The organism is Pseudomonas sp. Soil_N_39 (genome assembly GCF_057655955.1).
The window spans coordinates 85,575-107,504 of the sequence record NZ_JBDGLI010000007.1; the positions used below are offsets into that span (position 1 = coordinate 85,575).

Here is a 21,930-nt window from a genome sequence, read left to right on the forward strand (position 1 = left end):
AGCAAAGCTTGCTCGCGAAGAACGATGATGCGACCTTACTGTTGATTTTGTGTCGCCTGTATCGCGAGCAAGCTTTGCTCCCACAGGCTCGCTCCCACAGGGTGCTCGCATCTTAAAGCTTCAACGATTCATCGGTGCGACAAAACGGCTCTGGGCCACGCTGTAGATGCCCGGCTCGTCACTGTCGACGACCTTGAATGTCATTGCCTGGGAACCTTTGTCGGGCCGTTCGCTGAGCATCGCCACCGACACCGGCACATCGACGATTTCCCCCGGGGCCAGGCTCAGTTGGGTCTTGCCCTGCAGGACGAAGCCGTCGCCGTCCACCAGGGACAGGTGATAGTCCTGGCGCTGCTGGGTCTTGTTGATGATTTTCAGGCTGTAGATGTTCTCGATCTGGCCGGCGCTGTTTTCGCGGAACAGGCCACGGTCCTTGCTGACATCCAGCGACACCATGGGCCGTTGCACCAGGGCCACGGCCAGTGCGCCGATCATCACCAGCAGCACGGCGGTATAGCCGATCAGCCGAGGCCTGAGCAGGTGAGTCTTGCCCCCCTGCAATTGATGTTCGGAGGTGTATTTGATCAAGCCACGGGCGTAGCCCATCTTGTCCATGATCGAGTCGCAGGCATCGATGCAGGCCGCGCAGCCAATGCATTCCATCTGCAAGCCGTCGCGGATGTCGATGCCGGTGGGGCAGACCTGCACGCACATCTGGCAGTCGATGCAGTCGCCCAGGCCGATATTGGCCGGCTTCACCTCGCGTTTGCGCGGGCCGCGGATTTCGCCGCGGGCCGTGTCGTAGGAGATGGTCAAGGTGTCCTTGTCGAACATCACGCTCTGAAAGCGTGCATAGGGGCACATATGCATGCACACCGCTTCCCGCAGCCAGCCGGCGTTGAGGTAGGTGGCGGCGGTAAAGAACAGCACCCAGAACAGGCTCACGCCCGCCATTTGCAAGGTCAGCAGTTCTTCGGCCAAGGGGCGGATCGGTGTGAAGTAGCCCACGAACGTCAGGCCGGTGAGCAGGCTGATGGCCAGCCACAAAGTGTGCTTGGCGCTGCGGCGCAACAGTTTGTTCAGGCCCCAGGGGGCTGCTTGCAGCTTGATCCGCTGGTTGCGCTCGCCTTCGGTGATTTTCTCGCACCACATGAACAGCCAGGTCCAGGAGCTCTGTGGGCAGGTGTAGCCGCACCACACGCGACCGGCAAACACGGTGATCGCAAACAGGCCGAAGGCGGCGATGATCAACAGGGCCGACAGCAGGATGAAATCCTGGGGCCAGAAGGTCGCGCCAAAGATGTGGAACTTGCTTTCGGAAAGGTCCCAGAGCACCGCCTGGCGGCCGCCCCAGTTCAACCACACCGTGCCAAAGAACAGCAAGAACAGAACCCCCGCACCGCTGATGCGCAAGGTGCGGAACAAGCCGGTGAAGCTGCGGGTGTGGATCAGGTTGTCGGTGGTCCTGGCCTTGATCTTCGTTGGCGCAGGTTCGAACGTCTGTATCAACTGGACGGGGATTCTATCGCTCATGGTCGGTCGCTCATCAGCCTCTATCTGGCCGGCGCACTATGACCATGGAACTGTTTGCATAACAGACTCAGGTGTTTCGATAAAAACCGGATCAGATGCCGCGAAGCCCAGGCGCTGCGACACTTTGATGCACCCGAGGGGGAGCGAACAACATCTGTGCCAAGGATCTGTGGGAGCAAAGCTTGCTCGCGATACAGGCACCTCGGTTCAAGAGGTATCGTGTTGTTCTTATCGCGAGCAAGCTTTGCTCCCACAGATTGAATACCTCGCAGAGGCGTCAACAGGCTCAGATCGCCGAGCCGCTGTCCGTGGCCTTCAGGTGCTTGCGCCCGTCGGTCGCGCCGGCCACGGTCAGGGCTTCGGCTTCGGCCTCGGTGATGTAGACGCGGTCGCCATTGATCTCCACGGCGGACATGGCCTTGTCCGGGTCGGTGATGATGGTCAGCTCGCTGGCGGGGCGCTGTGGCGAGCCGGGGAGGCTGTCGAAATGGCAGGTCTGGTTTTTGATACTTATAGGCATGGCAGCACTTCCTTCGTTATGTCCTGAACATTAGGCGCGGCCCGGTAGCCAGGGTTCGTTACGCCTGATCAGCGGTCAGGCGCACCTCTGGCTTCGCTTGCGGTCCATCGTTTATCGAATGGAAAAAGAGGACGGTCCATGGAAGCCTGGTGGCATGAAGTCTGGATAACCCTGCAGGCGGAGTTCGCCGATATCACCGATGCCCAGCAGATGACCCGGGTCACGGTGCGCCTGGTCATGGCCGCGTTGCTGGGCGGCATCCTGGGTTTCGAGCGCGAACACAAGGGCAAGGCCGCCGGCGTGCGAACCCACATGCTCGTGGCCTTGGGGGCGGCGCTGTTTGTATTGGTGCCACAGATGTCCGGGTCCCAGGCCGACGCCATGAGCCGGGTGATCCAAGGCGTGGTCGCTGGCATCGGTTTTCTTGGCGCCGGCACCATCCTAAAAAACAACGATGGCGACGAAAGTCACGTCAAAGGCCTGACCACGGCGGCCGGCCTCTGGATGACCGCCGCAATCGGCGTTGCGGCCGGGCTGGGCCGGGAAGCCACCGCGGTGCTCAGCACGGTGCTGGCGCTGGCGATCTTCAGTGTGATGCCGGTGATTGTCCGGGCGCTGGAGAAGGACGACAAACCATCAGCCTGAATACATAAAACCTGTGGGAGCGAGCTTGCTCGCGATGGTGGAGGATCAGCTAGCCACTATGCTGAATGACACTCCGCTATCGCGAGCAAGCTCGCGCCCACAGGGAATTGCCATCAGGCCATTGATTCAAGCCTGTTCTGGCACATTCTCGTTGGGCGGGTCACCCTTGGGCGGTTGTGGGTCCAGCGGTGGGTCTTTCTCTGGAATCGGTTCCGGATCAGGGCCGGGCGGGGGCAAGGTCGGGTCGTCGATGTTCGGATCGGGTGTTTCGGCCGGGATGGGAATGTTCATCGGGACGGGTCTCCGTAACGCACATGGCTTGAGTCGTGCTTATTGTTGTTGACCATCCTGCGCCGGCTTTGATCCCGGATGCATCGAGGGCAAATCCCGCTGAACTTTTAGCCGTCGTCCCGGTTCGGAGTTTAAGTGAGTTTTTTTCAGGGACCCGTTGGGCCTTTACCGCCACAAGCGCGTCCATGGGGCGTAAAAGGAGCGATGCTCGATGACTGCTGAACACCCGTCTGACCTGGCCTGCAACCCGCATTTGCCGTTGTCTCAAGCCTTGTTGTTACCGCGTATCGCGATTGAAAACACCATGCCGGTGATCGACGGCGGGCAATTTGCCGCCAAGGCCGTGGCCGGACAGGACGTGACGGTGACCAGTAAAGTGTTCGCCGACGGTCACGACAAGCTGGCGGTGCGCATTCGCTGGCGTTCGCAGCAGGACGAGGTATGGAACAGCGAGGTCATGAGTGACCTGGGCAATAACGGCTGGCACGGTCAGTTCACTGTGCCGGAGCAGGGCCGTTATGTGTTCTGTATCGAAGCCTGGATCGATCAGTTCGCCAGCTTTCGCTACGAACTGGAGAAGAAGTTCGGCGCCGGGGTGCCTATCAGCCTGGAGCTGCAGGAAGGGCGCAATCAAGTGCAGATGGCCTCCGAGCGCAGCGAAGGCGAGCTGAGCGAACAGCTGGCCGCATTGCACCACGAACTCTCCGGCCTGTTGCCGGCCGAACAGGTGGCACTGTTCCTGGCGCCGCGCAGCGCCGATCTCATGTCACAGGCCGACCACCGGCCTTACCTGAGCATCAGCCCTCAGTACCCGTTGGACGTGGAGCGCAAACTGGCCGAATTTGCCAGTTGGTACGAGTTGTTTCCGCGCTCGATCACTGATAGTCCCGCTCGCCACGGCACCTTCAACGACGTGCATTCGCGCCTGGCGGTGATCCAGGATATGGGCTTCGACGTGCTGTACTTCCCGCCGATCCACCCCATCGGTCGCAGTTTCCGCAAAGGTCCGAACAACTCCCTCACCGCCGGCCCCGACGACCCGGGCAGCCCTTATGCCATCGGCAGCGAGGAGGGCGGGCACGAGGCCATTCACCCGCAATTGGGCAGCCGCGAGGACTTCCGGCGTCTGGTGGCGGCAGCTGCGGACCACGGCCTGGAAATCGCCCTCGACTTTGCGATCCAGTGTTCCCAGGATCACCCGTGGCTCAAGCAACACCCGGGCTGGTTCAGCTGGCGGCCGGACGGCACGATCAAATACGCGGAAAACCCGCCGAAGAAATACCAGGACATCGTCAACGTCGACTTCTATGCGGCGGATGCGATTCCTAGCCTATGGCTGGAGCTGCGGGACATCGTGGTGGGTTGGGTCAATGAAGGCGTGAAGATATTCCGCGTCGACAACCCGCACACCAAGCCGCTGCCGTTCTGGCAATGGCTGATCGCCGATGTCCGGGCTCAATACCCCGAAGTGATCTTCCTGGCTGAAGCGTTCACCACCCCGGCGATGATGGCGCGCCTGGGCAAGGTCGGTTATTCCCAGAGCTACACCTATTTCACCTGGCGCAACAGCAAGGCCGAACTGGCGACTTACTTCAGCGAACTCAATGAATCGCCTTGGCGCGAATGCTACCGACCGAATTTTTTCGTCAACACGCCAGACATCAACCCGGCCTTTCTCCATGAGTCGGGGCGCCCGGGCTTCTTGATCCGTGCGGCCTTGGCAACGATGGGCTCAGGCCTGTGGGGCATGTATTCGGGCTTCGAACTGTGCGAATCGGCCCCGGTACCGGGCAAGGAGGAATACCTCGATTCGGAGAAGTACGAGATTCGTCCTCGCGACTTCACCGCGCCGGGCAACATCGTTGCCGAGATCGCCCAGCTCAACCGCATCCGCCGACAGAACCCAGCGCTGCATAGCCACCTGGGCCTGAAAATCTATAACGCCTGGAACGACAACATTCTCTATTTCGGCAAGCGCACAGCCGATGGCAGCAATTTCATCCTGGTGGCGGTGAGCCTTGATCCGCACAACCCGCAGGAAGCCAATTTCGAATTGCCGCTGTGGGAGATGGGCTTGCCGGACGATGCCCAGACCCAGGGCGAGGATTTGATGAGCGGGCACCGCTGGACCTGGTATGGCAAGTATCAGTTCATGCGCATTGACCCGGCGAACCAGCCGTTCGGGATCTGGCGGATCAGTGTGGCGTGACGCTGTGGGAGCAAGGCTTGCCCGCGATGAAGATGACGCGGTCTCCTGAGGAACGGAGGCGCCCTGTATCGCGAGCAAGCTTTGCTCCCACAAAGCGGTACGGTTTCGCTGAATCCCCTCGCCACAAAAAGATCTCACAAGCCTGTATCCCGCGGCTTTAATGAATTATCAGGAGTTGCAAATGGCGAAGAAACCCCGGTCTGCCACCTTTATCAAAGACCCGCTCTGGTACAAGGACGCGGTGATTTACCAGGTCCACGTAAAATCCTATTTCGACTCCAACAACGACGGGATCGGCGACTTTCCCGGCCTGATCGAGAAGCTCGACTACATCGCCGACCTGGGCGTCAACACCATCTGGCTGTTGCCTTTCTATCCTTCGCCGCGGCGCGACGACGGTTATGACATTGCCGAATACCGTGGCGTCAGCCCCGACTACGGCACCATGGCCGATGCGCGGCGGTTCATTGCCGAAGCCCACAAGCGCAACCTGCGGGTCATTACCGAGCTGGTCATCAACCACACCTCGGATCAGCATCCGTGGTTCCAGCGCGCGCGCAAGGCCAAGCCGGGTTCGGCAGCGCGGGATTTCTACGTCTGGTCCGACGACGATCACAAGTACGACGGTACGCGGATCATTTTCCTCGACACCGAGAAATCCAACTGGACCTGGGACCCGGTGGCCGGCCAGTACTTCTGGCACCGTTTCTACTCCCACCAGCCCGACCTCAACTTCGATAATCCACAGGTGATCAAGGCCGTGTTGTCGGTGATGCGCTACTGGCTGGACATGGGCATCGACGGCCTGCGCCTGGACGCCATTCCATACCTGATCGAGCGCGACGGCACCAACAACGAAAACCTGCCTGAGACCCACGACGTCCTCAAGCAGATCCGTGCCGAGATCGACGCCAACTACCCCGACCGCATGCTGCTGGCCGAAGCCAACCAGTGGCCGGAAGATACCCAACTGTACTTCGGCGATGTGGATGCCGAGGGAATGAATGGTGACGAGTGCCACATGGCGTTCCACTTCCCGTTGATGCCGCGCATGTACATGGCGCTGGCCCAGGAAGACCGTTTCCCCATCACCGACATCCTGCGCCAGACTCCGGAGATCCCCGCCAACTGCCAGTGGGCGATTTTCCTGCGCAACCACGATGAGCTGACCCTGGAGATGGTCACCGACAAGGAGCGCGATTACCTGTGGAACTACTACGCGGCCGATCGTCGGGCGCGGATCAACCTGGGGATTCGCCGACGCCTGGCACCGTTGATGGAGCGTGATCGTCGCCGCGTGGAATTGCTCAACAGCCTGCTGCTGTCGATGCCCGGCACGCCGACGTTGTATTACGGCGATGAAATCGGCATGGGCGACAACATCTACCTGGGCGACCGCGATGGCGTGCGCACACCGATGCAGTGGTCCATTGACCGCAACGGCGGTTTCTCCCGGGCCGACCCGGCCAGCCTGGTGCTGCCGCCGATCATGGATCCGCAATACGGCTACCAGTCGGTCAACGTCGAAACCCAGGCCGGCGACCCGCACTCGCTGCTCAACTGGACCCGGCGAATGCTGGCGGTACGCAAGCAATCCAAGGCCTTTGGCCGGGGCACGTTGAAGATGCTCTCGCCGAGCAATCGTCGGATCCTGGCGTATACCCGCGAATACACCGGGCCCGATGGCAAGCACGAAATCATCCTGTGCGTGGCCAACGTGTCCCGCAGTGCGCAGGCTGCCGAGCTGGACCTGTCGGCCTACGCCGGCATGGTTCCGGTGGAAATGTTGGGCGGCAATGCCTTCCCACCCATCGGCCAGCTGAATTTCCTGCTGACCCTGCCACCGTACGGCTTCTACTGGTTCGCCCTGGCCGCCGAAAACCAGATGCCGAGCTGGCATGTGGAACCGGCCCAAAGCCTGCCGGACTTCACCACCCTTGTGTTGAAAAAACGCCTGGAAGAGTTGCTCGAAGCGCCGTCGCGCACCACCCTGGAGCAGACCATCCTGCCGAGCTGGTTGCAGAACCGCCGCTGGTTCGCTGGCAAGGACAGTGCGATCGAGAAGGTCAATATTGTCTATGGCGTGCGCTTCGGCGATCCGCAGCATCCGGTGCTGCTCAGCGAAATCGACGTCACCAGTGCTGGCCAGACCTTGCGCTATCAACTGCCGTTCGGCCTGCTACCTGAAGATCAGGTGGGCGCGGCGTTGCCACAGCAATTGGCATTGTCCCGCGTGCGCAGGGTTCGCCAAGTCGGTTTGATCACCGATGCGTTCAGCTTGGAACATTTCATACGGGCCGTGCTGCAAGGCATGCAGGCCGGTACGGTGCTGCCCTGCACCGAAGGTGAATTGCGGTTCGAGCCCACCGAAGGCCTGAGCGCGTTGAACCTGGGGGCTGAGCCGGAAGTGCGTTACCTGTCCGCCGAGCAGTCCAACAGTTCGGTGGTGGTCGGCGGCAGCCTGGTGCTCAAGCTGATCCGCAAAGTCGCCTCGGGCGTGCATCCGGAACTGGAGATGAGTGCCTATCTGACGGCTGCGGGCTTCAGCAATATCTCACCGCTGCTGGGGTCGGTGATCCGCCGCGATGCCCAGGGCGAGGATGCGCTGTTGATGATTGCCCAGGGCTATTTGAGCAACCAGGGCGATGCGTGGGAATGGACCCAGAACAACCTCGAACGTGCGTTGCGTGATGAGTTGGCCGATGCCGTGTCCGAACAGGAGCAACACTACAATGCCTTGGGCGAGCTGAAGGATTTTGCCGGCATGCTCGGTCAACGCCTGGGGGAAATGCACCAGGTGCTGGCCCAAGCCACCGACGATCCGGACTTCGCTCCCCAGGCCACCAATGCCAAGGAAGCCCAGGCCATCGGCAAGGACGTGACCGCGCAAGTGGAAAACGCCTTGCGTCTGCTCAAGCAGAACCAGGGCCAATTGAACCCGGCGGACCAGGCCATGGTCGCACGTTTGATGGAGCACAAGAAAACCGTCCTGGCCCATATCCAGGCGTTGGCCGGCAAGGCTGTCGGTGGCTTGCGTATCCGCGTCCACGGCGACCTGCACTTGGGGCAGGTGCTGGTGATCAAGGGCGACGCCTACCTGATCGACTTCGAAGGCGAGCCCGCACGGCCGCTGCATGAACGTCGGGGCAAGCACAGCCCGTACAAGGACGTCAGTGGCGTATTGCGTTCCTTCGATTACGCCGCCGCCATGGCGATCCATTTGAACACTGTCGACAGCACCGCCGATGCCGATGCGGCGCGGCAACGGGTGGCAGATCGTTATTTAAAAGAGGCCCGCGAGGCATTTGTCCAAGCATATCGACTGGCGGCAGCTAGTCTTGCTCATGAATGGAAGGATGCTGAAGGCGAAGACGCTGCGCTGGCGTTGTTCGGCCTGGAGAAGGCGGCCTATGAAGTGGCCTATGAAGCCGAGAATCGCCCCGCCTGGCTGCCCGTGCCTTTGCACGGTCTGTACGGGTTATTGAGTGGGCTGAAACCCTTTTCCGACTTAGCCGGACCGATTTAGTGGAGAGAATCATGAGTGTCTCGAACAAAGAACCCCAGGGGCAGGCCAAAGAGTCATTGCTGCCGGCCCCCCATGACATCGACGCGCTGGTGCGCGCCGAACACCATGACCCGTTTTCCATCCTTGGCCCCCATGGCGACGGTGCGGGCGGGCAATTCATCCGGGCTTACCTGCCCGGCGCGTTGAGCGTGCAGGTGCTCGCTCGCGACGGCGGTGAAGAGCTCGGTGACCTGCAACAGACCGAAACCCCGGGGTTGTTCGTCGGCCATTTCGATCGCGCCCAGGCGTACTTGCTGCGCACTCGCTGGGCCGGCGGCGAGCAAGTGGCGGAGGACCCGTACAGCTTCGGGCCGCTGCTGGGGGAGATGGACCTTTACCTGTTTGCCGAGGGTAATCACCGCGACCTCAGCTCCTGCCTCGGCGCGCAACTGACCACCGTCGACGGTATCGACGGCGTGCGTTTCGCGGTCTGGGCGCCGAATGCCCGGCGTGTCTCGGTGGTCGGGGATTTCAACGTCTGGGATGGGCGCCGGCATCCGATGCGTATCCGCTATCCATCCGGCGTGTGGGAGATCTTCATCCCGAGGCTTGGCTCCGGCGAAGGCTACAAGTATGAAATCCTTGGGGCCCACGGCATTCTGCCCCTCAAGGCCGACCCGGTGGCGTTGGCCACGCAAATGCCGCCGGATACGGCGTCGAAAGTCGCTGCACCTTTGAAGATCGAGTGGCAGGACGACGAGTGGATGCAAAACCGTCGCGAACGCCAGCTACCGGGCGCGCCATTGTCGATCTATGAATTGCACGCCGGCTCCTGGCAGTGCGAAATCGACGAAGCGGGGGAGGTGGCCCGGCAATACAACTGGCATGAAATGGCCGAGCGGCTGATTCCGTACGTCAAGGATCTGGGCTTCACTCACATTGAGCTGATGCCGATCATGGAACACCCATTTGGTGGCTCCTGGGGCTATCAGCCGCTGTCGCAATTCGCGCCAACGGCACGCTTCGGTTCGCCCGACGATTTCGCCGCGTTCATCAACGCCTGCCACCAGGCCAATATCGGGGTCATCCTCGACTGGGTGCCGGCGCATTTTCCCACCGATACCCACGGCCTGGCCCAGTTCGACGGCACCGCACTGTACGAATACGGCAACCCGCTGGAGGGTTTCCACCAGGATTGGGATACGCTGATCTACAACCTGGGCCGCACCGAAGTGCACGGTTTCATGCTGGCGTCGGCGCTGCACTGGCTCAAGCATTTCCACGTCGATGGCCTGCGGGTGGATGCCGTGGCCTCGATGTTGTACCGCGACTATTCGCGCAAGGCTGGCGAGTGGGTACCCAACCGCCACGGCGGCCGGGAAAACCTTGAAGCCATCGATTTTTTGCGGCACCTCAACGATGTGGTGGCGCTGGAAACTCCTGGCGCGCTGGTCATCGCCGAAGAGTCCACGGCGTGGCCGGGGGTCAGCCAGAGCACCCAGCAAGGTGGCCTGGGTTTCGCCTACAAGTGGAACATGGGCTGGATGCACGATTCGCTGCATTACATCCAGCAAGACCCGGTGTACCGCGCCCATCACCACAACGAACTGAGCTTCGGTCTGGTATATGCCTGGTCCGAGCGTTTCGTGCTGCCGATTTCCCACGACGAAGTGGTCCATGGCAAACGCTCGCTGATCGACAAGATGCCCGGTGACCGCTGGCAGAAATTCGCCAACCTCAGGGCCTACCTCAGTTTCATGTGGGGCCATCCCGGCAAGAAACTGTTGTTCATGGGCTGTGAGTTCGGCCAATGGCGCGAGTGGAACCACGATCAGCAGTTGGACTGGTACCTGCTGCAATATCCTGAGCACCGGGGCGTGCAGAAGCTGGTGAGCGATCTGAACCGGCTCTATCGGGAAGAGCCGGCGCTGCATGACCAGGATGACGCGCCGCAGGGGTTTCAATGGTTGATTGGCGACGATGCGCTCAACAGCGTTTACGCCTGGCTGCGCTGGAGCAAGGAGGGCCGGCCGGTGCTGGTGGTCGCCAACTTCACCCCGGTGCCGCGCGAGGCCTACCGGGTCGGCGTGCCGTTCGCCGGGCGCTGGGTCGAATTGCTCAACAGCGATGCCGACACCTACGCCGGTTCCAACTACGGCAACGGCGGTGGTGCCTCCACCGAAGAAGTGCCCAGCCACGGCCAGGCCTTGTCCCTGGAACTCAACCTGCCGCCGTTGGCGGTGTTGATCCTGCGGCCGGAGGGCTAGATCTGATTACACAGTCCCCTGTGGGAGCGAGCCTGCTCGCGATGCGGTCTGCCTGAGAAGGCGATGTTGGATGTGCCGCCGTCATCGCGAGCAAGCTCGCTCCCACAGGGAGTCATGGGTGACTTCCAGCTCATGGGCTCCATAGACCCAATGTGGGAGCGAGCTTGCTCGCGATAGCGGAGTGTCAGTCGACATCAATGTGGCTGACCCACTGTCATCGCGAGCAAGCTCGTTCCCACAAGAAGTCGTGGGTGACTTCCAGCTCATGGGCTCCATAGACCCAATGTGGGAGCGAGCTTGCTCGCGATAGCGAAGTGTCAGTCGACATCAATGTGGCTGACCCACCGTCATCGCGAGCAAGCTCGCTCCCACAAGAAGTCGTGGGTGACTTCAAGCAAGGGGTATTGGTCGCTTTAACGAACCAGGCACGGTTGCTTGTTGTTGAACGTCCAGCCCGGAATCAGGAACTGCATCGCTACCGCATCGTCCCGCGCCCCCAGGCCCATGCCTTTGTACAGCTCATGGGCCTTGGCCAGTTGGTCGGTGTCCAGCTCGATCCCTAGCCCCGGTTTTTTCGGCACCTGCACGCAGCCGCCCTGGATCTGCAAGGGCGCCTTGGTCAGCCGCTGGCCGTCCTGCCAGATCCAGTGAGTGTCGATGGCGGTGATGTCGCCCGGTGCGGCGGCGGCCACGTGGGTGAACATCGCCAGGGAAATGTCGAAGTGGTTGTTGGAGTGCGAGCCCCAGGTCAGGCCCCATTCGTTGCACATCTGCGCCACTCGCACGGAACCCTGCATGGTCCAGAAATGCGGATCGGCCAGGGGAATGTCCACGGACTGCAAGGTGATGGCGTGGCCCATCTCGCGCCAGTCGGTGGCGATCATGTTGGTCGCGGTCTTGAGGCCCGTGGCGCGGCGGAACTCGGCCATGACCTCGCGCCCCGAATAGCCGTTCTCGGCACCACAAGGGTCCTCGGCATAGGCCAGCACCTTATGTTGGTCGCGGCACAAACGGATCGCTTCCTTGAGTGACCAGGCGCCGTTCGGGTCCAGGGTGATGCGTGCCTGGGGAAAGCGCTCGGCCAGTGCCGTGACCGCTTCGATTTCTGCGTCGCCTTGGAGCACGCCGCCCTTGAGCTTGAAGTCCTGGAAGCCATAGCGAGCCTGGGCCGCTTCGGCCAGGCGGACCACGGCGGCGGCGTCCAGGGCCTTCTCGTGACGGACGCGGAACCAGTCGTTGTCGGCGTCCGGTTCGCTGCGATAGGCCAGGTCGGTCTGCTGGCGATCGCCGACGTAAAACAGGTAGCCGAGCATTTTCACTTCGTCGCGTTGCTGGCCTTCGCCGAGCAGGGCGGCGACCGGTACGTCCAGATGTTGGCCGAGTAGATCCAGCAGCGCCGCTTCCAGGCCGGTGACCGCGTGGATGGTGATGCGCAGGTCGAAGGTCTGCAAGCCACGGCCGCCGGCATCGCGGTCGGCGAAGGCCTGGCGCACCGTGTTGAGGATCTTCTGGTACGTGCCGATGGGGCTGCCGACCACCAGCGAGCGGGCGTCTTCGAGGGTCTGGCGAATGCGCTCGCCGCCGGGCACCTCGCCCACGCCGGTGTGGCCGGCGTTGTCCTTGAGAATGACAATGTTGCGGGTGAAGAACGGGCCATGGGCGCCGCTGAGGTTCAGCAGCATGCCGTCATGGCCGGCCACCGGCACGACCTGCATGCTGGTGATGATCGGGGCTTTGCTGGTTTCTGAAAGGCTCGCCACCGGACCTGCTTCGGTATTCGCGTTGAAGCTGGATGTGTTCACTGGTTTTTCTCCCACTCGTTATTTTTATGCGGGGCATCGCACAGGTGCTGATGTTGATGGACATCATACAACTTGATTTTTTCGAATAACAAGCTGTTTTTCAGCATCATTGGATTGGGTGAATCGGGGTTTTATGCCGTGTTTGCTGGGTTTTTCCGGCGATTATGATTTTATTCAGCGTTTTCATCGCCCGTGCGAAGCCGTTTTTTAAAAGATGATCTCAGGCTGAAATGAGCTGATCTTGAGTGTTGTCATACAAGTTGATGGATCGGCGGTGAGATTTACCGCGCTCGCTGGTGATACGATCAGACAGCCTGTTTTCAAGGAACCCCGGCGATGCCGCAAGACACCGACGCGCCCCTGCGCAAGCGTACCCACAACCTGGCCCATGACCTGGTGACGAAGCTGAGCCAGAGCATCTTGCTGGGGCAGTTGAAGCCGGGCGAGAAGCTGCCATCGGAGGGGGCCATTGTGCAGGCCCATGGCGTCAGCCGGACGGTGGTGCGCGAGGCGATTTCCAAATTGCAGGCTTCGGGGCTGGTAGAGACCCGGCACGGCATCGGCACCTTCGTGCTGGCGCAAACCGGCGAGCCAGGGTTGCGCCTTAATGTCGACACTGCGGCAGGGGTGCGGGCGATCCTGGAACTGCGCCTGGGCCTGGAAACCCAGGCCGTCGCCTTGGCGGCCCAGCGCCGCAGCGAACACCAGCTGCAGCAGATGCGCCAGGCGCTGGACGACTATCAGCGGTTGTCCAACAACAACGACAGCTGTGTCGAAGCCGACCGGCGTTTCCATCTGCTCATCGCCGAAGCTACGAACAATGCCTGTTTTGTCGAAATCATGCAGCACCTGGGCAGTGCGATGATCCCCAGGACCCGAGTGAACGTGGTCGAGCGTGGCCAGGCCGATCTGAGCAAGCTGGCACAATGGGCCAACCTTGAGCACGAGGCGATCTTCAACGCCATCAAACGCCAGGACCCGGACGCCGCCCGCGCCGCCATGTGGCTGCACCTGACCAACAGCCGTGACCGGTTTGGCGCGGGGGCCTGACGGTTCATCGTCGCCTGACCCACCGCCATCGCGAGCAAGCTCGCTCCCACAAGGGATCTGTGGTGCATTTGCTACCTGAGAACACCTCGAAAAAAACTGTGGTGCATGCGATACCTGAGAACACCTCGGAACCCCTGTGGGAGCGAGCTTGCTCGCGATGGCGGCAGCACAGCCAACATCTCCATAACTGACCCACCGCTTCCCACAGGAGGGGCGTGGATAGTTCTGTGGATCAGCCCGCTTTGGCCGGGCCGGCGGGGGCGTTTCCGGCCACGGGGGTGGGGGCGCTTTTCATCAGGGTATCCAAGGCCTGCCGGTAGTGCTTGCCTGCCAGGCTCATGCTGTTGTTATGCGTCGCCCCGGGCACCAGCAGCAGGCGCTTGGGTTCCCGGGCGGCGTTGAACAGTTGCTCGCTGAAGCGTGGCGGCACGTAGCGGTCGGCGGCGCCATGGACAATCAGCAGCGGCATGTTGATCTCGCCGATCTTGTCGATGGAGTCGAACTTCTGCGACAGCAACCAGCGCACTGGCAGGGATGTATTCGCCATCGCGGTGGCGACATCGCCCAGGGAGGTGAACGTGGATTCGATCACCAGGCCTCGGACCTGGGCTTTGCCATCCTTCGCCGCCTGCTGACCGAGCTGCGCAGCGAGGTCCACCGCGACGGCGCCGCCCAGGGAATGACCATAGATCAGCCGCAGGCTTGGGTCCGGTTGCAGCACTTCGAGACGCTCCCAGGCGATGCGCGCATCTTCATAGACGCTGGCTTCCGAGGGCAGATCCCCATGACTTTTGCCAAAGCCCCGGTAATCGATGGCCAGTACCGAATAGCCCAGCGCCCGCAGTTGCTGGATACGAAACAATTGGCCGGTCAAATTCCAGCGCACACCGTGCAAATACAGGATGGCCGGCGCGTTCTTGCGTTCGGCCGGCCACCACCAGCCGTGGATATTTTCCCCGGCCTTGAAGCTGTTTGGCTTGAGGTCGAACTCCTGCACACTGCTGGGCAGCCCACTGAACCAGCTCGCTGTCCCCGGCTCGATGCGAAAGACCAGTTCCCGCTCTTTATGCTGCAACACGGCGCAGCCCACTGGCAGGCCGACGACCAATGCGCTCATGCACAGCCAGGCCAACCAGCGGCGTTTCAGGCCAGAAAACAAGAGTGAAGCCATCGATGCCATTCGCTACTCGAAACCGAAGATGCCTTGTAGCAGATTCCTCCACCGTTTTGCGACTGTTGCGCAGCCGAGCGGGCGCAAGCTCCCTCGCCACAAACAACCTCCTGCGTCCCCGTCAATGCGCATCCCCATGGTTCGGTCATGCGCGACCTTGGGCACGCCCGCCAGGCGCATGGGCACACCTTGCCGGGCGGCGAAGCGGTCCACCAGTTCGCCGATGGGCCAGATGTTATGCACATGTTGATGGGCGTCGAGGTGGCTGGGACGCAGGCCGCGGTCCAGTCAGTGTTGCCATTGCGCCTGCAGTTCATCCTTCACCGCCGCCAAGTCCTTTGAGCCCAGGCGCAGGCAATAGCGCGACAGGTTCAGGTCGAACTGGCCATTGGCATCGCAAAAAACCGGGCGCGATGCGATCACCTGGCCCAGCGGCGGGCTATAGCTGAGACTGAAGTGCAACCAACGTGGCCATTGAGCAGCGGTTGCCGGGCCAGTTCACAGGCTGGCTCGAAACCCGGCATGTTGGCCATGGCCGTGGCGGAACTGATCACGCCGGTCTCGAAGGCCCGCAGGATCAGTGCGTTATCGCTGAGGCTGAGTCCGAAGTCGTCAGCGTTGACGGTCACTTGACGAGGCATTCGTATTCTCCTGGTTCTTTGGGGAGGACGATGCCGTCGTCGCGGTCGGTTTGGTCCGGCGTTTGCCAAGCCATGGCTTCAAGCTTTTCCAGAGCCTCAAGGCAAATCCCAGGAACAAGCCACCGGGCTGCCATGAATAAAAACTCCAGCGCCAGTGTTCCAGTTGGCCCGTCATGCGTTCGTGTAACTGATGGCTGGAGTTCTCCAGGCTGACCCGTGATGCATCGATCCAGCGCCAGTTCTCGTCCAGTCCCCAGTGAATCCACTCTTCGAGCAGTACCCGGCCGCTGCCCAGGTCGGCATGCTGCGGCAGGAACGCCAGGTTGTAGTCATACAGCCGCCCCTGGTCCAGCAGGCCGAGGCGATAGCTGATGCATTCGCCGTTCAGTTCCAACAGCACCACCCGCACCAGGCCTTGGGCGGCGAGGGCGGTGAAGGCGTGGTTCATCCATTGCTGGCGTCTGGGGTCGGCGAAGATGCCGACACCTTCATCACCTTTCCAGCTAGCAGCCTCGACACTGGCAAGTGCCCGCAACAGCTGTCCCATGCTGATGGCGTCTGGCGTCACTCGGTGGATTTCGGCACCGCAAGCGGCAATTCGCTTGCGCGCCCGGCGCAATTTGTAGCGTGGATCACCGGATATCTCTTGACGGTCACTGTCATCGATCAAGTGCACCGGAACCCGGCAACTGAGCCGCCGTTCCCCGGTTGAACTCAGCGCCATCCAGGCGCTGAGGACGCTTTGCTCACCGACCGGCTCGATCACTTCATTCAATTGCAGCAACGTGTGAGGCAAGTGCTGACGGATCTGCATCAGCGCCTGGCCCATGTCTTCGGTGTCCAGGCGCGCCAGCAGGGCGATGCGGTCGGTCATTGGAAAACCCAAGTGATGCAACACCCGGAACCGCAGCCCGCCGATACGTTCAAGTCCTGATACCAGGGGCAGGCAAAGGCACAAGGTCTGGTCCTGCCAGCCCAGCAGCACATGCAATTGCTGCTCGGGCAACAGGGCGAATTCCGCCGCTTGCAGCCAGGCCAGGGTGTTGAACGGTGTTGCGTCGGCCACCTGGGTTCGCAGCTGTTCATAAGCTGGTGCAGGAAAGTCCGCCGCGCCCAGGGAGCGACACCATTGGAACCGGATCGCCATGGGGATCAGGCCGCCGAAGTCGAGGCAGCCGGCTGCGCCGGTTTACGAAAGGCGTCCAGTGCCGTGCCGGTGTAAGACGTATTGCGCAAAAAACGCCAATGACCGAGCAAACGGTATATGTGTGTGATCTGCCCGCGCTCTTGGAAGCCCATGCGGATATGCATCTTGATCGCCTGGATGTTTTGCAAATCGCAGACATCGACCATTGTGTTGCAACCGTGGTCCGCCATGACTTTCCACACTTCCAACTGCATGTCCGCCGAGATACGGGTACCCCAGTATTCACGAATCGCCTCGCCGCCGAACTGAAAGTACTCGCCAGGCTTGATCGGGAAGTTGCAGCGATAGAAATGGCGGTCGAAATAGTCCCGTGTACTGGCCCAGGCGAAGCCCACGGTGTCACCCTGATCATCCAGGTACATCAAGCCTGTGTAGCCTTCGGCCGCCAACTCGCGCATGGTTTCGACGCGGTTGCCGAAGTGCCGGGCAAAAGCATCGGCGTTGCTGACCGTGATGGACTCCAGGCGCATCGGTGGGTAGGGCTTGAGGTTATGGGGGGGGAGCGGGGTCCGTATATCATGCTCCAGCCACACCAGTCGGGTGTGGGAAAATACGTAGCGTCTGCATAGCTGTTTTAGGACAGCGCGCAGACCTTTTTTCTGAATGCGATCACGCAATGTTTGCAGAGCGTTCATGGTGCCTCCTGACGGGTGGCAGGTTGGGGGGAAAGGGGAGCTGTCCAACTGAGGGCGAACACGGTTTCCCCTGGCAGGAGAAACCTGACCTGGCCGCCCTTGCAGTCAAACGCAACGTTGTGGCTGCGGTTGTCCGGGCCGAAATACAGCAGGGTCATGGCTGGCTGAGGGCAGGCTGTGCCGTCGAGGCTGACTTGATGGGCTCGTGTGCTTTTGTTCACGCCCAGCAGATTGCGTTGCTTGCCGGTGGCCATGGCCAGCACATCGACTTCAAACGCGTCGTTGTCCAGGCGCAGCACCTGGTCGAGCCAGTGCTGTTGAATGAACTGCTGGGCCAGGCCCACGGGCTTGAGCTCGAAGCGCTGATCGTCCAGCACCCGCACCATGCCTTTGGGATACTCCGGTTCGTCGGCGGCCATGAACCAGTTGAGCATGTCCAGCCAGCCGTCGGCCGAGGCGTTAATGACCACCGACGTCCACCAGAGGGCGGCGTAGTGGGTTTCCTGGTCGTAAGGGCTCAGGCTCGAACCGGCGGACATGTTGGTCTGGTCCAACAGCAAGGCTTTGCGCGGCCGACCTTGGCTGTCCAGTCCCACCAGGTTGGCGGCCTGACGGACACTGTCGCGGTAGACCCGGGTCGCCAGCAGGTCGCGGATCATCCATTCATGCCAGGCCAGGGCGTCGATCTGGTCGTCGGACGTCGCCAGCAGGCGCCGTGCCCAGTCGATCCCGCGCTTGTCAGCGGCATTTTCAATGAAGGGGCCGTTGGTGAACTGGGAGCTGGCCGGCATGGCGATGCGGACACCGGCACGTGCGTTGGCGGGATCGGCGCGGACTTGGGCAGCCATGCTCTGGAACAGTTGCTGGAAACTGGCGAAGTCGGGGTAATTGAGGTTCGGCTCATCGGCAAAACTGAGGTAATGGAGGCCATTGCCGCCCAAAGCACGGGTCGCCGTGAGCCAGGCTTGCAAGCCGCTGTGACTGGTCCGGTCGTCCTTTAGCTCTACCTGGCGCTGGCTGCGGGCCAACAGGGTGATGTTTTGGCTGATGGCGAAGCGGTCCTGGTACAAGCGTCGGAAGGCATCTTCATAAGTGCCCCTGGCCGCCGTGATATCGACGAAGCTGTAAAGGGTCGCCGCCTGGGGTTTGAGCGCATCGAGCACGGCGTAGGTGGACGGCGGCAATAACTCGTAGGGCAGCGCTGTGCCCAGCTTGGGGGTGGTGCCGAGCGCCTCGTCATACAGTTTCAGGTGAGTCTGACCTGGATCTTCGCGCAGTGGCAGCAGGTGTGCCGGGTCCTGGGCGAACAGGTTGGCGGTGCCGTCCAGCCAGAACGCGGCCTTGCCGTTGCCCAGCAGACGCAAGCGCCAGATTTGTTCGACGTCAGCTATCGGCAGGGCGACCTGATCGAACTGCCAATAAGCCCGGTATGGCTTGAGGTTCAGTTGCAACTGCTTGCCGTCGCCGACGCGTCGGGCTTGCAGCGCACGTACGCCGCCGTGAAACTTGCCTGCCAGCACCGCCTGTTCGCCAGCCGCTACCTTGAAATACAGCTCGTCGCCGTCGTGGGTTTCGGCATTGAAATGCACCTTTGCCGGGGCAAATAGGGCGCGGGTGCGCGCGTCGTGCTCAACGGTGTAGCGACGGAAGCTGTAGCCGGGGATTTCCAGGCGATAACTGGCGGCCCCCGGCGGCAGCGGCCACTGCTGTTCGCCGCGGGGCTGATCCGCCTTGACCAGGCGCTCACCCGCCAATCGTCCCTGGCCATCGAGCAGATACAGATGTTCGGCATTGGCCTCGGCTTGCCAGGCGGGCACCCAGCGCACGGTGACAGCGTCCTGACGGTCAGTTTGCAGGTACAGGCTGCCGTCACGGATGCCGGTCCATTGCATGGACGCGCCATGGACCGAGGTTGCCAGCGCGAGAAAACATAGGCACGCGCCGATCTTCCACTGTGGGAGCGAGCCTGCTCGCGAAGAGGTCTTCATCCGCAGCATCATCGCCAACTGACCCACCGCCATCACGAGCAAGCTCGCTCCCACAGTGGATCTGCGGTGGGTGCAGATGCCACGTCCTACACCGGACCCTGTGGGAGCGAGCTTGCTCGCGATGGCGGTTTTGCTGACGACGGTGTTCACGCGGATTTCCCCAACAGCATCTGACGCATCGGCAGCAAATCGCTGGGCAGGATGATCAGTGTCCGCCACAACGCCACGCCGCTGAGGCGGCAATACATGACAAGCATGGCCAAGGTGACACCCAAGTAGGCGATCGAGGACGCGGCGGCAGCACCGACGATGCCGTAGCGCGGGATTAAAATCAGGTTCAGCGCCAGGTTCAACAGCGCCCCCCCGCCCATCAGCAGCGAAACGGTGCCGGGGCGGTTCTTGCCCAGCAGGTCCAGGCGCAGGATGCTCGCATAGCACAACCCGAACACCCCTGGCAGCAGCGCCAGCAGGGCCGGGTACGCCGGTTGATAGGCGATGCCGAACAGGGTAACGATCAGCCATTCGCCCACCAGTACCATGCCCAGGCAGGCGCCCAGCATGGCCGTGGCGGTCAAGCGCAAGGCCAGCGGGGTCAGGCGCTTCATGTCGCTGTCCTGCTGCAGCAGGCGTTTCATCAGCGGCGTGGTGACTGCTTCCGGCACGATATGCAGCAGTTCGGCCGCCGCGCTGGCCATGGCGTAGTGCCCTAGCGCCGTGCTGCCCAACAGCGCGCCGATGAACAGGTAATCCGAGCGCGTCATCAGTTGCTGGAACAAAAGGTCCGGATGACTGCGGGCACCGTAACGCAACAGTTCGGTCTGGCCGGCGCGATCCCAGCGCAGGGTGACCGCGTGATCGCGACGCAACCACATCCAACCCGCCAGCACCACCAGACTCAGGCCCGCCAGCCAACTGATCAGCGCCGCTTCCAGCGCCGTGTCTTTCCACATCCAGAACAGCGCCACGAACAGCAACAGCGGGACCAAAGATTCCATCAGCCGCAAGGCGTTGAACACGCCGACGCCGCCGGAGGCATTGTGCAGGGTCAGCAGGCCGGTCTTGAGCGCCGCCAGCGGCACGGCCAGCAACAGCAGCCAGGCCAGCAGTCCCAGTTGCGTGGTGATGTCCAGTTCGGCGCCGAACTCACGCACCAGCGCCACCACCAGCAGCGTCAGCAACCCCGCCAGCAGACAACCGAAGACCAGCACGTGGCTGAGCAACAGGCTCATTGAGCGATGCTGCGCCGCCTGATAACCGACGGCGGAATTCAGGCCCCCACTGGTGGTGGCGCTGATCAGGTCCGGTAGGGTGCTGAGCAGCGCCAACAGCCCGCGTTCGCTGGGCCCCAGGATCCGTGCCAGCAACACGTTGCGCAGCAGGCGCAGGCCGATCATCGCCAGGCTAGTGCCCATGCTCATTACCAAGAGCCTGAGGTAACGTGCACGGTTCATGAACGGACTCCTCGGCGAATACGCCAGGCCAATAACTCAGGGTGACAGGCGTTGCGTTGGCTGACGCCGAAACGTGGCAGGTTCAGAGGGTCGCCGTCATGGCGATACAGTCCGGCCTCGGTGCCCAGTGCGAACGAAAAACCGTGGGCCGCCACCTGCTCGCGCACACGGGCGTCATTGTCACCGTTGGGGTAGCAATACACTGGCAAGGGTTGGGCACAGCCATTTTCCAACGCGGTCCAACTGCGGGACAGTTCTTCATGCAGGCGCTGGTCGTCCAGCCCGGTCAGGATCGCGTGGCTGGCGCCGTGGGGACCGAAGCGCACCAGTCCGGAATCTTCGAGCATGCGCACCTGGGACCAGTCCAGGGCTTGGGGTTGGGAACCCTGGGGGCAGGCTTCGGTGAGGTCGCTCAAGGTGCGTGGATCGAGGCTCTTGAGGCTTTGCAGGTAATGCGTCAGCGCCAGGCTGCGGCGCTCGTCGTCGATATCGTCGAGCAGCACCGGCAACGGCCGGCCGGCGTGCTGCAAATGCTCGATCAACGAGCGCCGCGCCAGCTGCCCATGGCTGCCCCACAAGGTTTCGCCGATGCTCTCCCACCAGAAATGCTGGCGACTGCCGACGAAGTCGGTGGAGAGGAAAATGCTCGCCGGCATTTGGTACTGGCGCAGCAGAGGAAAGGCGTTCATGGCGTTGTCGCGCCAGCCGTCGTCGAAGGTCAGGGCCACCCGGGGACGGTTCGGGACGCTTTCAGGGTCGGCCAGCAACAAGGTCATCAACGGCACGCATTCAAAATGTTGCTGCAGCCAGATCAACAAGTGTTCGAACGCTTCGGGCCCCACGCACAGCTCGTTGCGATGAGGCAATTCGGCGGCGCGGTCGTTGTTCAGTACCCGGTGCAACATCAGAATGACGCCGGCGCCGCGTAATGCATGGCGACCCAGGGACGTGTTCAGGTACAACCAGCCGCCGGTGCGCTTGATGGTGGTCTTGATGTGAGTATTGATCGGCATGT

The 21,930-nt window shown here is 61.8% G+C and carries 15 protein-coding genes and 1 pseudogene; 5 read left to right on the forward strand and 11 right to left on the reverse strand.

The window, feature by feature from the left end; translation table 11 throughout:
- Positions 1-120: 120 nt before the first annotated feature.
- Complete coding sequence (ccoG, locus tag AC3A5O_RS12620) at positions 121-1,533, reverse strand: cytochrome c oxidase accessory protein CcoG (protein ID WP_305481309.1); 1,413 nt, start codon at positions 1,531-1,533, stop codon at positions 121-123.
- A 286-nt stretch (positions 1,534-1,819) separates the two neighbouring features.
- Positions 1,820-2,053: a DUF3203 family protein gene (locus AC3A5O_RS12625; RefSeq protein WP_122568112.1), complete on the reverse strand. Its 234-nt coding sequence runs from the start codon at positions 2,051-2,053 to the stop codon at positions 1,820-1,822.
- Positions 2,054-2,191: 138 nt separating this feature from the next.
- On the opposite strand from AC3A5O_RS12625, the gene AC3A5O_RS12630 reads away from it, so the two are divergent.
- Positions 2,192-2,698: an MgtC/SapB family protein gene (locus AC3A5O_RS12630; RefSeq protein ID WP_122568113.1), complete on the forward strand. Its 507-nt coding sequence runs from the start codon at positions 2,192-2,194 to the stop codon at positions 2,696-2,698.
- Between the two features lie 126 nt (positions 2,699-2,824).
- Here AC3A5O_RS12630 and AC3A5O_RS12635 read toward each other — a convergent pair whose 3' ends face one another.
- Complete coding sequence (locus AC3A5O_RS12635) at positions 2,825-2,989, reverse strand: hypothetical protein (RefSeq protein WP_163006832.1); 165 nt, start codon at positions 2,987-2,989, stop codon at positions 2,825-2,827.
- 211 nt (positions 2,990-3,200) lie between these two features.
- On the opposite strand from AC3A5O_RS12635, the gene AC3A5O_RS12640 reads away from it, so the two are divergent.
- The 3 genes from AC3A5O_RS12640 (at position 3,201) to glgB (ending at position 10,970) form a co-directional block, all read left to right on the forward strand.
- Complete coding sequence (locus AC3A5O_RS12640; RefSeq protein WP_487753238.1) at positions 3,201-5,198, forward strand: alpha-1,4-glucan--maltose-1-phosphate maltosyltransferase; 1,998 nt, start codon at positions 3,201-3,203, stop codon at positions 5,196-5,198.
- Positions 5,199-5,379: 181 nt separating this feature from the next.
- Entirely contained in the window at positions 5,380-8,724 is a 3,345-nt protein-coding gene (gene treS / locus AC3A5O_RS12645) for a maltose alpha-D-glucosyltransferase (RefSeq protein ID WP_487753239.1), read from the forward strand.
- 11 nt (positions 8,725-8,735) lie between these two features.
- Entirely contained in the window at positions 8,736-10,970 is a 2,235-nt protein-coding gene (gene glgB / locus AC3A5O_RS12650) for a 1,4-alpha-glucan branching protein GlgB (protein WP_305492042.1), read from the forward strand.
- Between the two features lie 413 nt (positions 10,971-11,383).
- On the opposite strand, the gene gudD is transcribed toward glgB, so the two are convergent.
- Positions 11,384-12,730 (reverse strand): glucarate dehydratase, encoded by a 1,347-nt coding sequence (gene gudD / locus AC3A5O_RS12655; protein ID WP_354336932.1) that lies wholly within the window; start codon positions 12,728-12,730, stop codon positions 11,384-11,386.
- A 378-nt stretch (positions 12,731-13,108) separates the two neighbouring features.
- Here gudD and AC3A5O_RS12660 point away from each other — a divergent pair, with 378 nt between their 5' ends.
- The gene (locus tag AC3A5O_RS12660; RefSeq protein WP_487753240.1) at positions 13,109-13,822 is read left to right on the forward strand and encodes a FadR/GntR family transcriptional regulator; all 714 of its coding nucleotides are present in this window, start codon (positions 13,109-13,111) and stop codon (positions 13,820-13,822) included.
- A 232-nt stretch (positions 13,823-14,054) separates the two neighbouring features.
- On the opposite strand, the gene AC3A5O_RS12665 is transcribed toward AC3A5O_RS12660, so the two are convergent.
- The 7 genes and pseudogenes from AC3A5O_RS12665 to AC3A5O_RS12695 all read right to left on the reverse strand — a co-directional run bounded on the left by AC3A5O_RS12665 (position 14,055) and on the right by AC3A5O_RS12695 (position 21,928).
- Positions 14,055-14,993, reverse strand: a complete 939-nt coding sequence (locus tag AC3A5O_RS12665) for an alpha/beta hydrolase (protein ID WP_305470457.1) — start codon at positions 14,991-14,993, stop codon at positions 14,055-14,057.
- A gap of 168 nt (positions 14,994-15,161) precedes the next feature.
- Positions 15,162-15,634 (reverse strand): annotated as a pseudogene (locus AC3A5O_RS12670) (ChbG/HpnK family deacetylase); the annotation flags it as partial.
- A complete protein-coding gene (locus AC3A5O_RS12675) occupies positions 15,606-16,781 on the reverse strand; it encodes a GNAT family N-acetyltransferase (protein WP_122568118.1) in 1,176 nt (391 codons plus the stop codon). The gene AC3A5O_RS12675 and the pseudogene AC3A5O_RS12670, both read right to left, overlap by 29 nt.
- Positions 16,782-16,786: 5 nt before the next feature.
- Positions 16,787-17,476, reverse strand: a complete 690-nt coding sequence (locus tag AC3A5O_RS12680) for a GNAT family N-acetyltransferase (RefSeq protein WP_122568119.1) — start codon at positions 17,474-17,476, stop codon at positions 16,787-16,789.
- Complete coding sequence (locus AC3A5O_RS12685; RefSeq protein WP_305470458.1) at positions 17,473-19,368, reverse strand: hypothetical protein; 1,896 nt, start codon at positions 19,366-19,368, stop codon at positions 17,473-17,475. The genes AC3A5O_RS12680 and AC3A5O_RS12685 overlap by 4 nt, the downstream gene beginning before the upstream one ends.
- Positions 19,369-19,610: 242 nt before the next feature.
- Positions 19,611-20,915 carry an oligosaccharide flippase family protein gene (locus tag AC3A5O_RS12690; protein ID WP_122568121.1) on the reverse strand — a complete coding sequence of 435 codons (1,305 nt, stop codon included), beginning with the start codon at positions 20,913-20,915 and terminating at the stop codon, positions 19,611-19,613.
- Positions 20,912-21,928 carry a polysaccharide deacetylase family protein gene (locus tag AC3A5O_RS12695; protein WP_487753241.1) on the reverse strand — a complete coding sequence of 339 codons (1,017 nt, stop codon included), beginning with the start codon at positions 21,926-21,928 and terminating at the stop codon, positions 20,912-20,914. The genes AC3A5O_RS12690 and AC3A5O_RS12695 overlap by 4 nt, the downstream gene beginning before the upstream one ends.
- Positions 21,929-21,930: the final 2 nt, after the last annotated feature.

Coding starts and splice junctions, on each gene's coding strand:
- ccoG (WP_305481309.1), bottom strand. CDS start 1,533: ATGAGCGATAGAATCCCCGTCCAGTTGATACAGACGTTCGAACCTGCG.
- AC3A5O_RS12625 (WP_122568112.1), bottom strand. CDS start 2,053: ATGCCTATAAGTATCAAAAACCAGACCTGCCATTTCGACAGCCTCCCC.
- AC3A5O_RS12630 (WP_122568113.1), top strand. CDS start 2,192: ATGGAAGCCTGGTGGCATGAAGTCTGGATAACCCTGCAGGCGGAGTTC.
- AC3A5O_RS12635 (WP_163006832.1), bottom strand. CDS start 2,989: ATGAACATTCCCATCCCGGCCGAAACACCCGATCCGAACATCGACGAC.
- AC3A5O_RS12640 (WP_487753238.1), top strand. CDS start 3,201: ATGACTGCTGAACACCCGTCTGACCTGGCCTGCAACCCGCATTTGCCG.
- treS (WP_487753239.1), top strand. CDS start 5,380: ATGGCGAAGAAACCCCGGTCTGCCACCTTTATCAAAGACCCGCTCTGG.
- glgB (WP_305492042.1), top strand. CDS start 8,736: ATGAGTGTCTCGAACAAAGAACCCCAGGGGCAGGCCAAAGAGTCATTG.
- AC3A5O_RS12660 (WP_487753240.1), top strand. CDS start 13,109: ATGCCGCAAGACACCGACGCGCCCCTGCGCAAGCGTACCCACAACCTG.
- AC3A5O_RS12665 (WP_305470457.1), bottom strand. CDS start 14,993: ATGGCTTCACTCTTGTTTTCTGGCCTGAAACGCCGCTGGTTGGCCTGG.
- AC3A5O_RS12675 (WP_122568118.1), bottom strand. CDS start 16,781: ATGGCGATCCGGTTCCAATGGTGTCGCTCCCTGGGCGCGGCGGACTTT.
- AC3A5O_RS12680 (WP_122568119.1), bottom strand. CDS start 17,476: ATGAACGCTCTGCAAACATTGCGTGATCGCATTCAGAAAAAAGGTCTG.
- AC3A5O_RS12685 (WP_305470458.1), bottom strand. CDS start 19,368: ATGCAATGGACCGGCATCCGTGACGGCAGCCTGTACCTGCAAACTGAC.
- AC3A5O_RS12690 (WP_122568121.1), bottom strand. CDS start 20,915: ATGAACCGTGCACGTTACCTCAGGCTCTTGGTAATGAGCATGGGCACT.
- AC3A5O_RS12695 (WP_487753241.1), bottom strand. CDS start 21,928: ATGCCGATCAATACTCACATCAAGACCACCATCAAGCGCACCGGCGGC.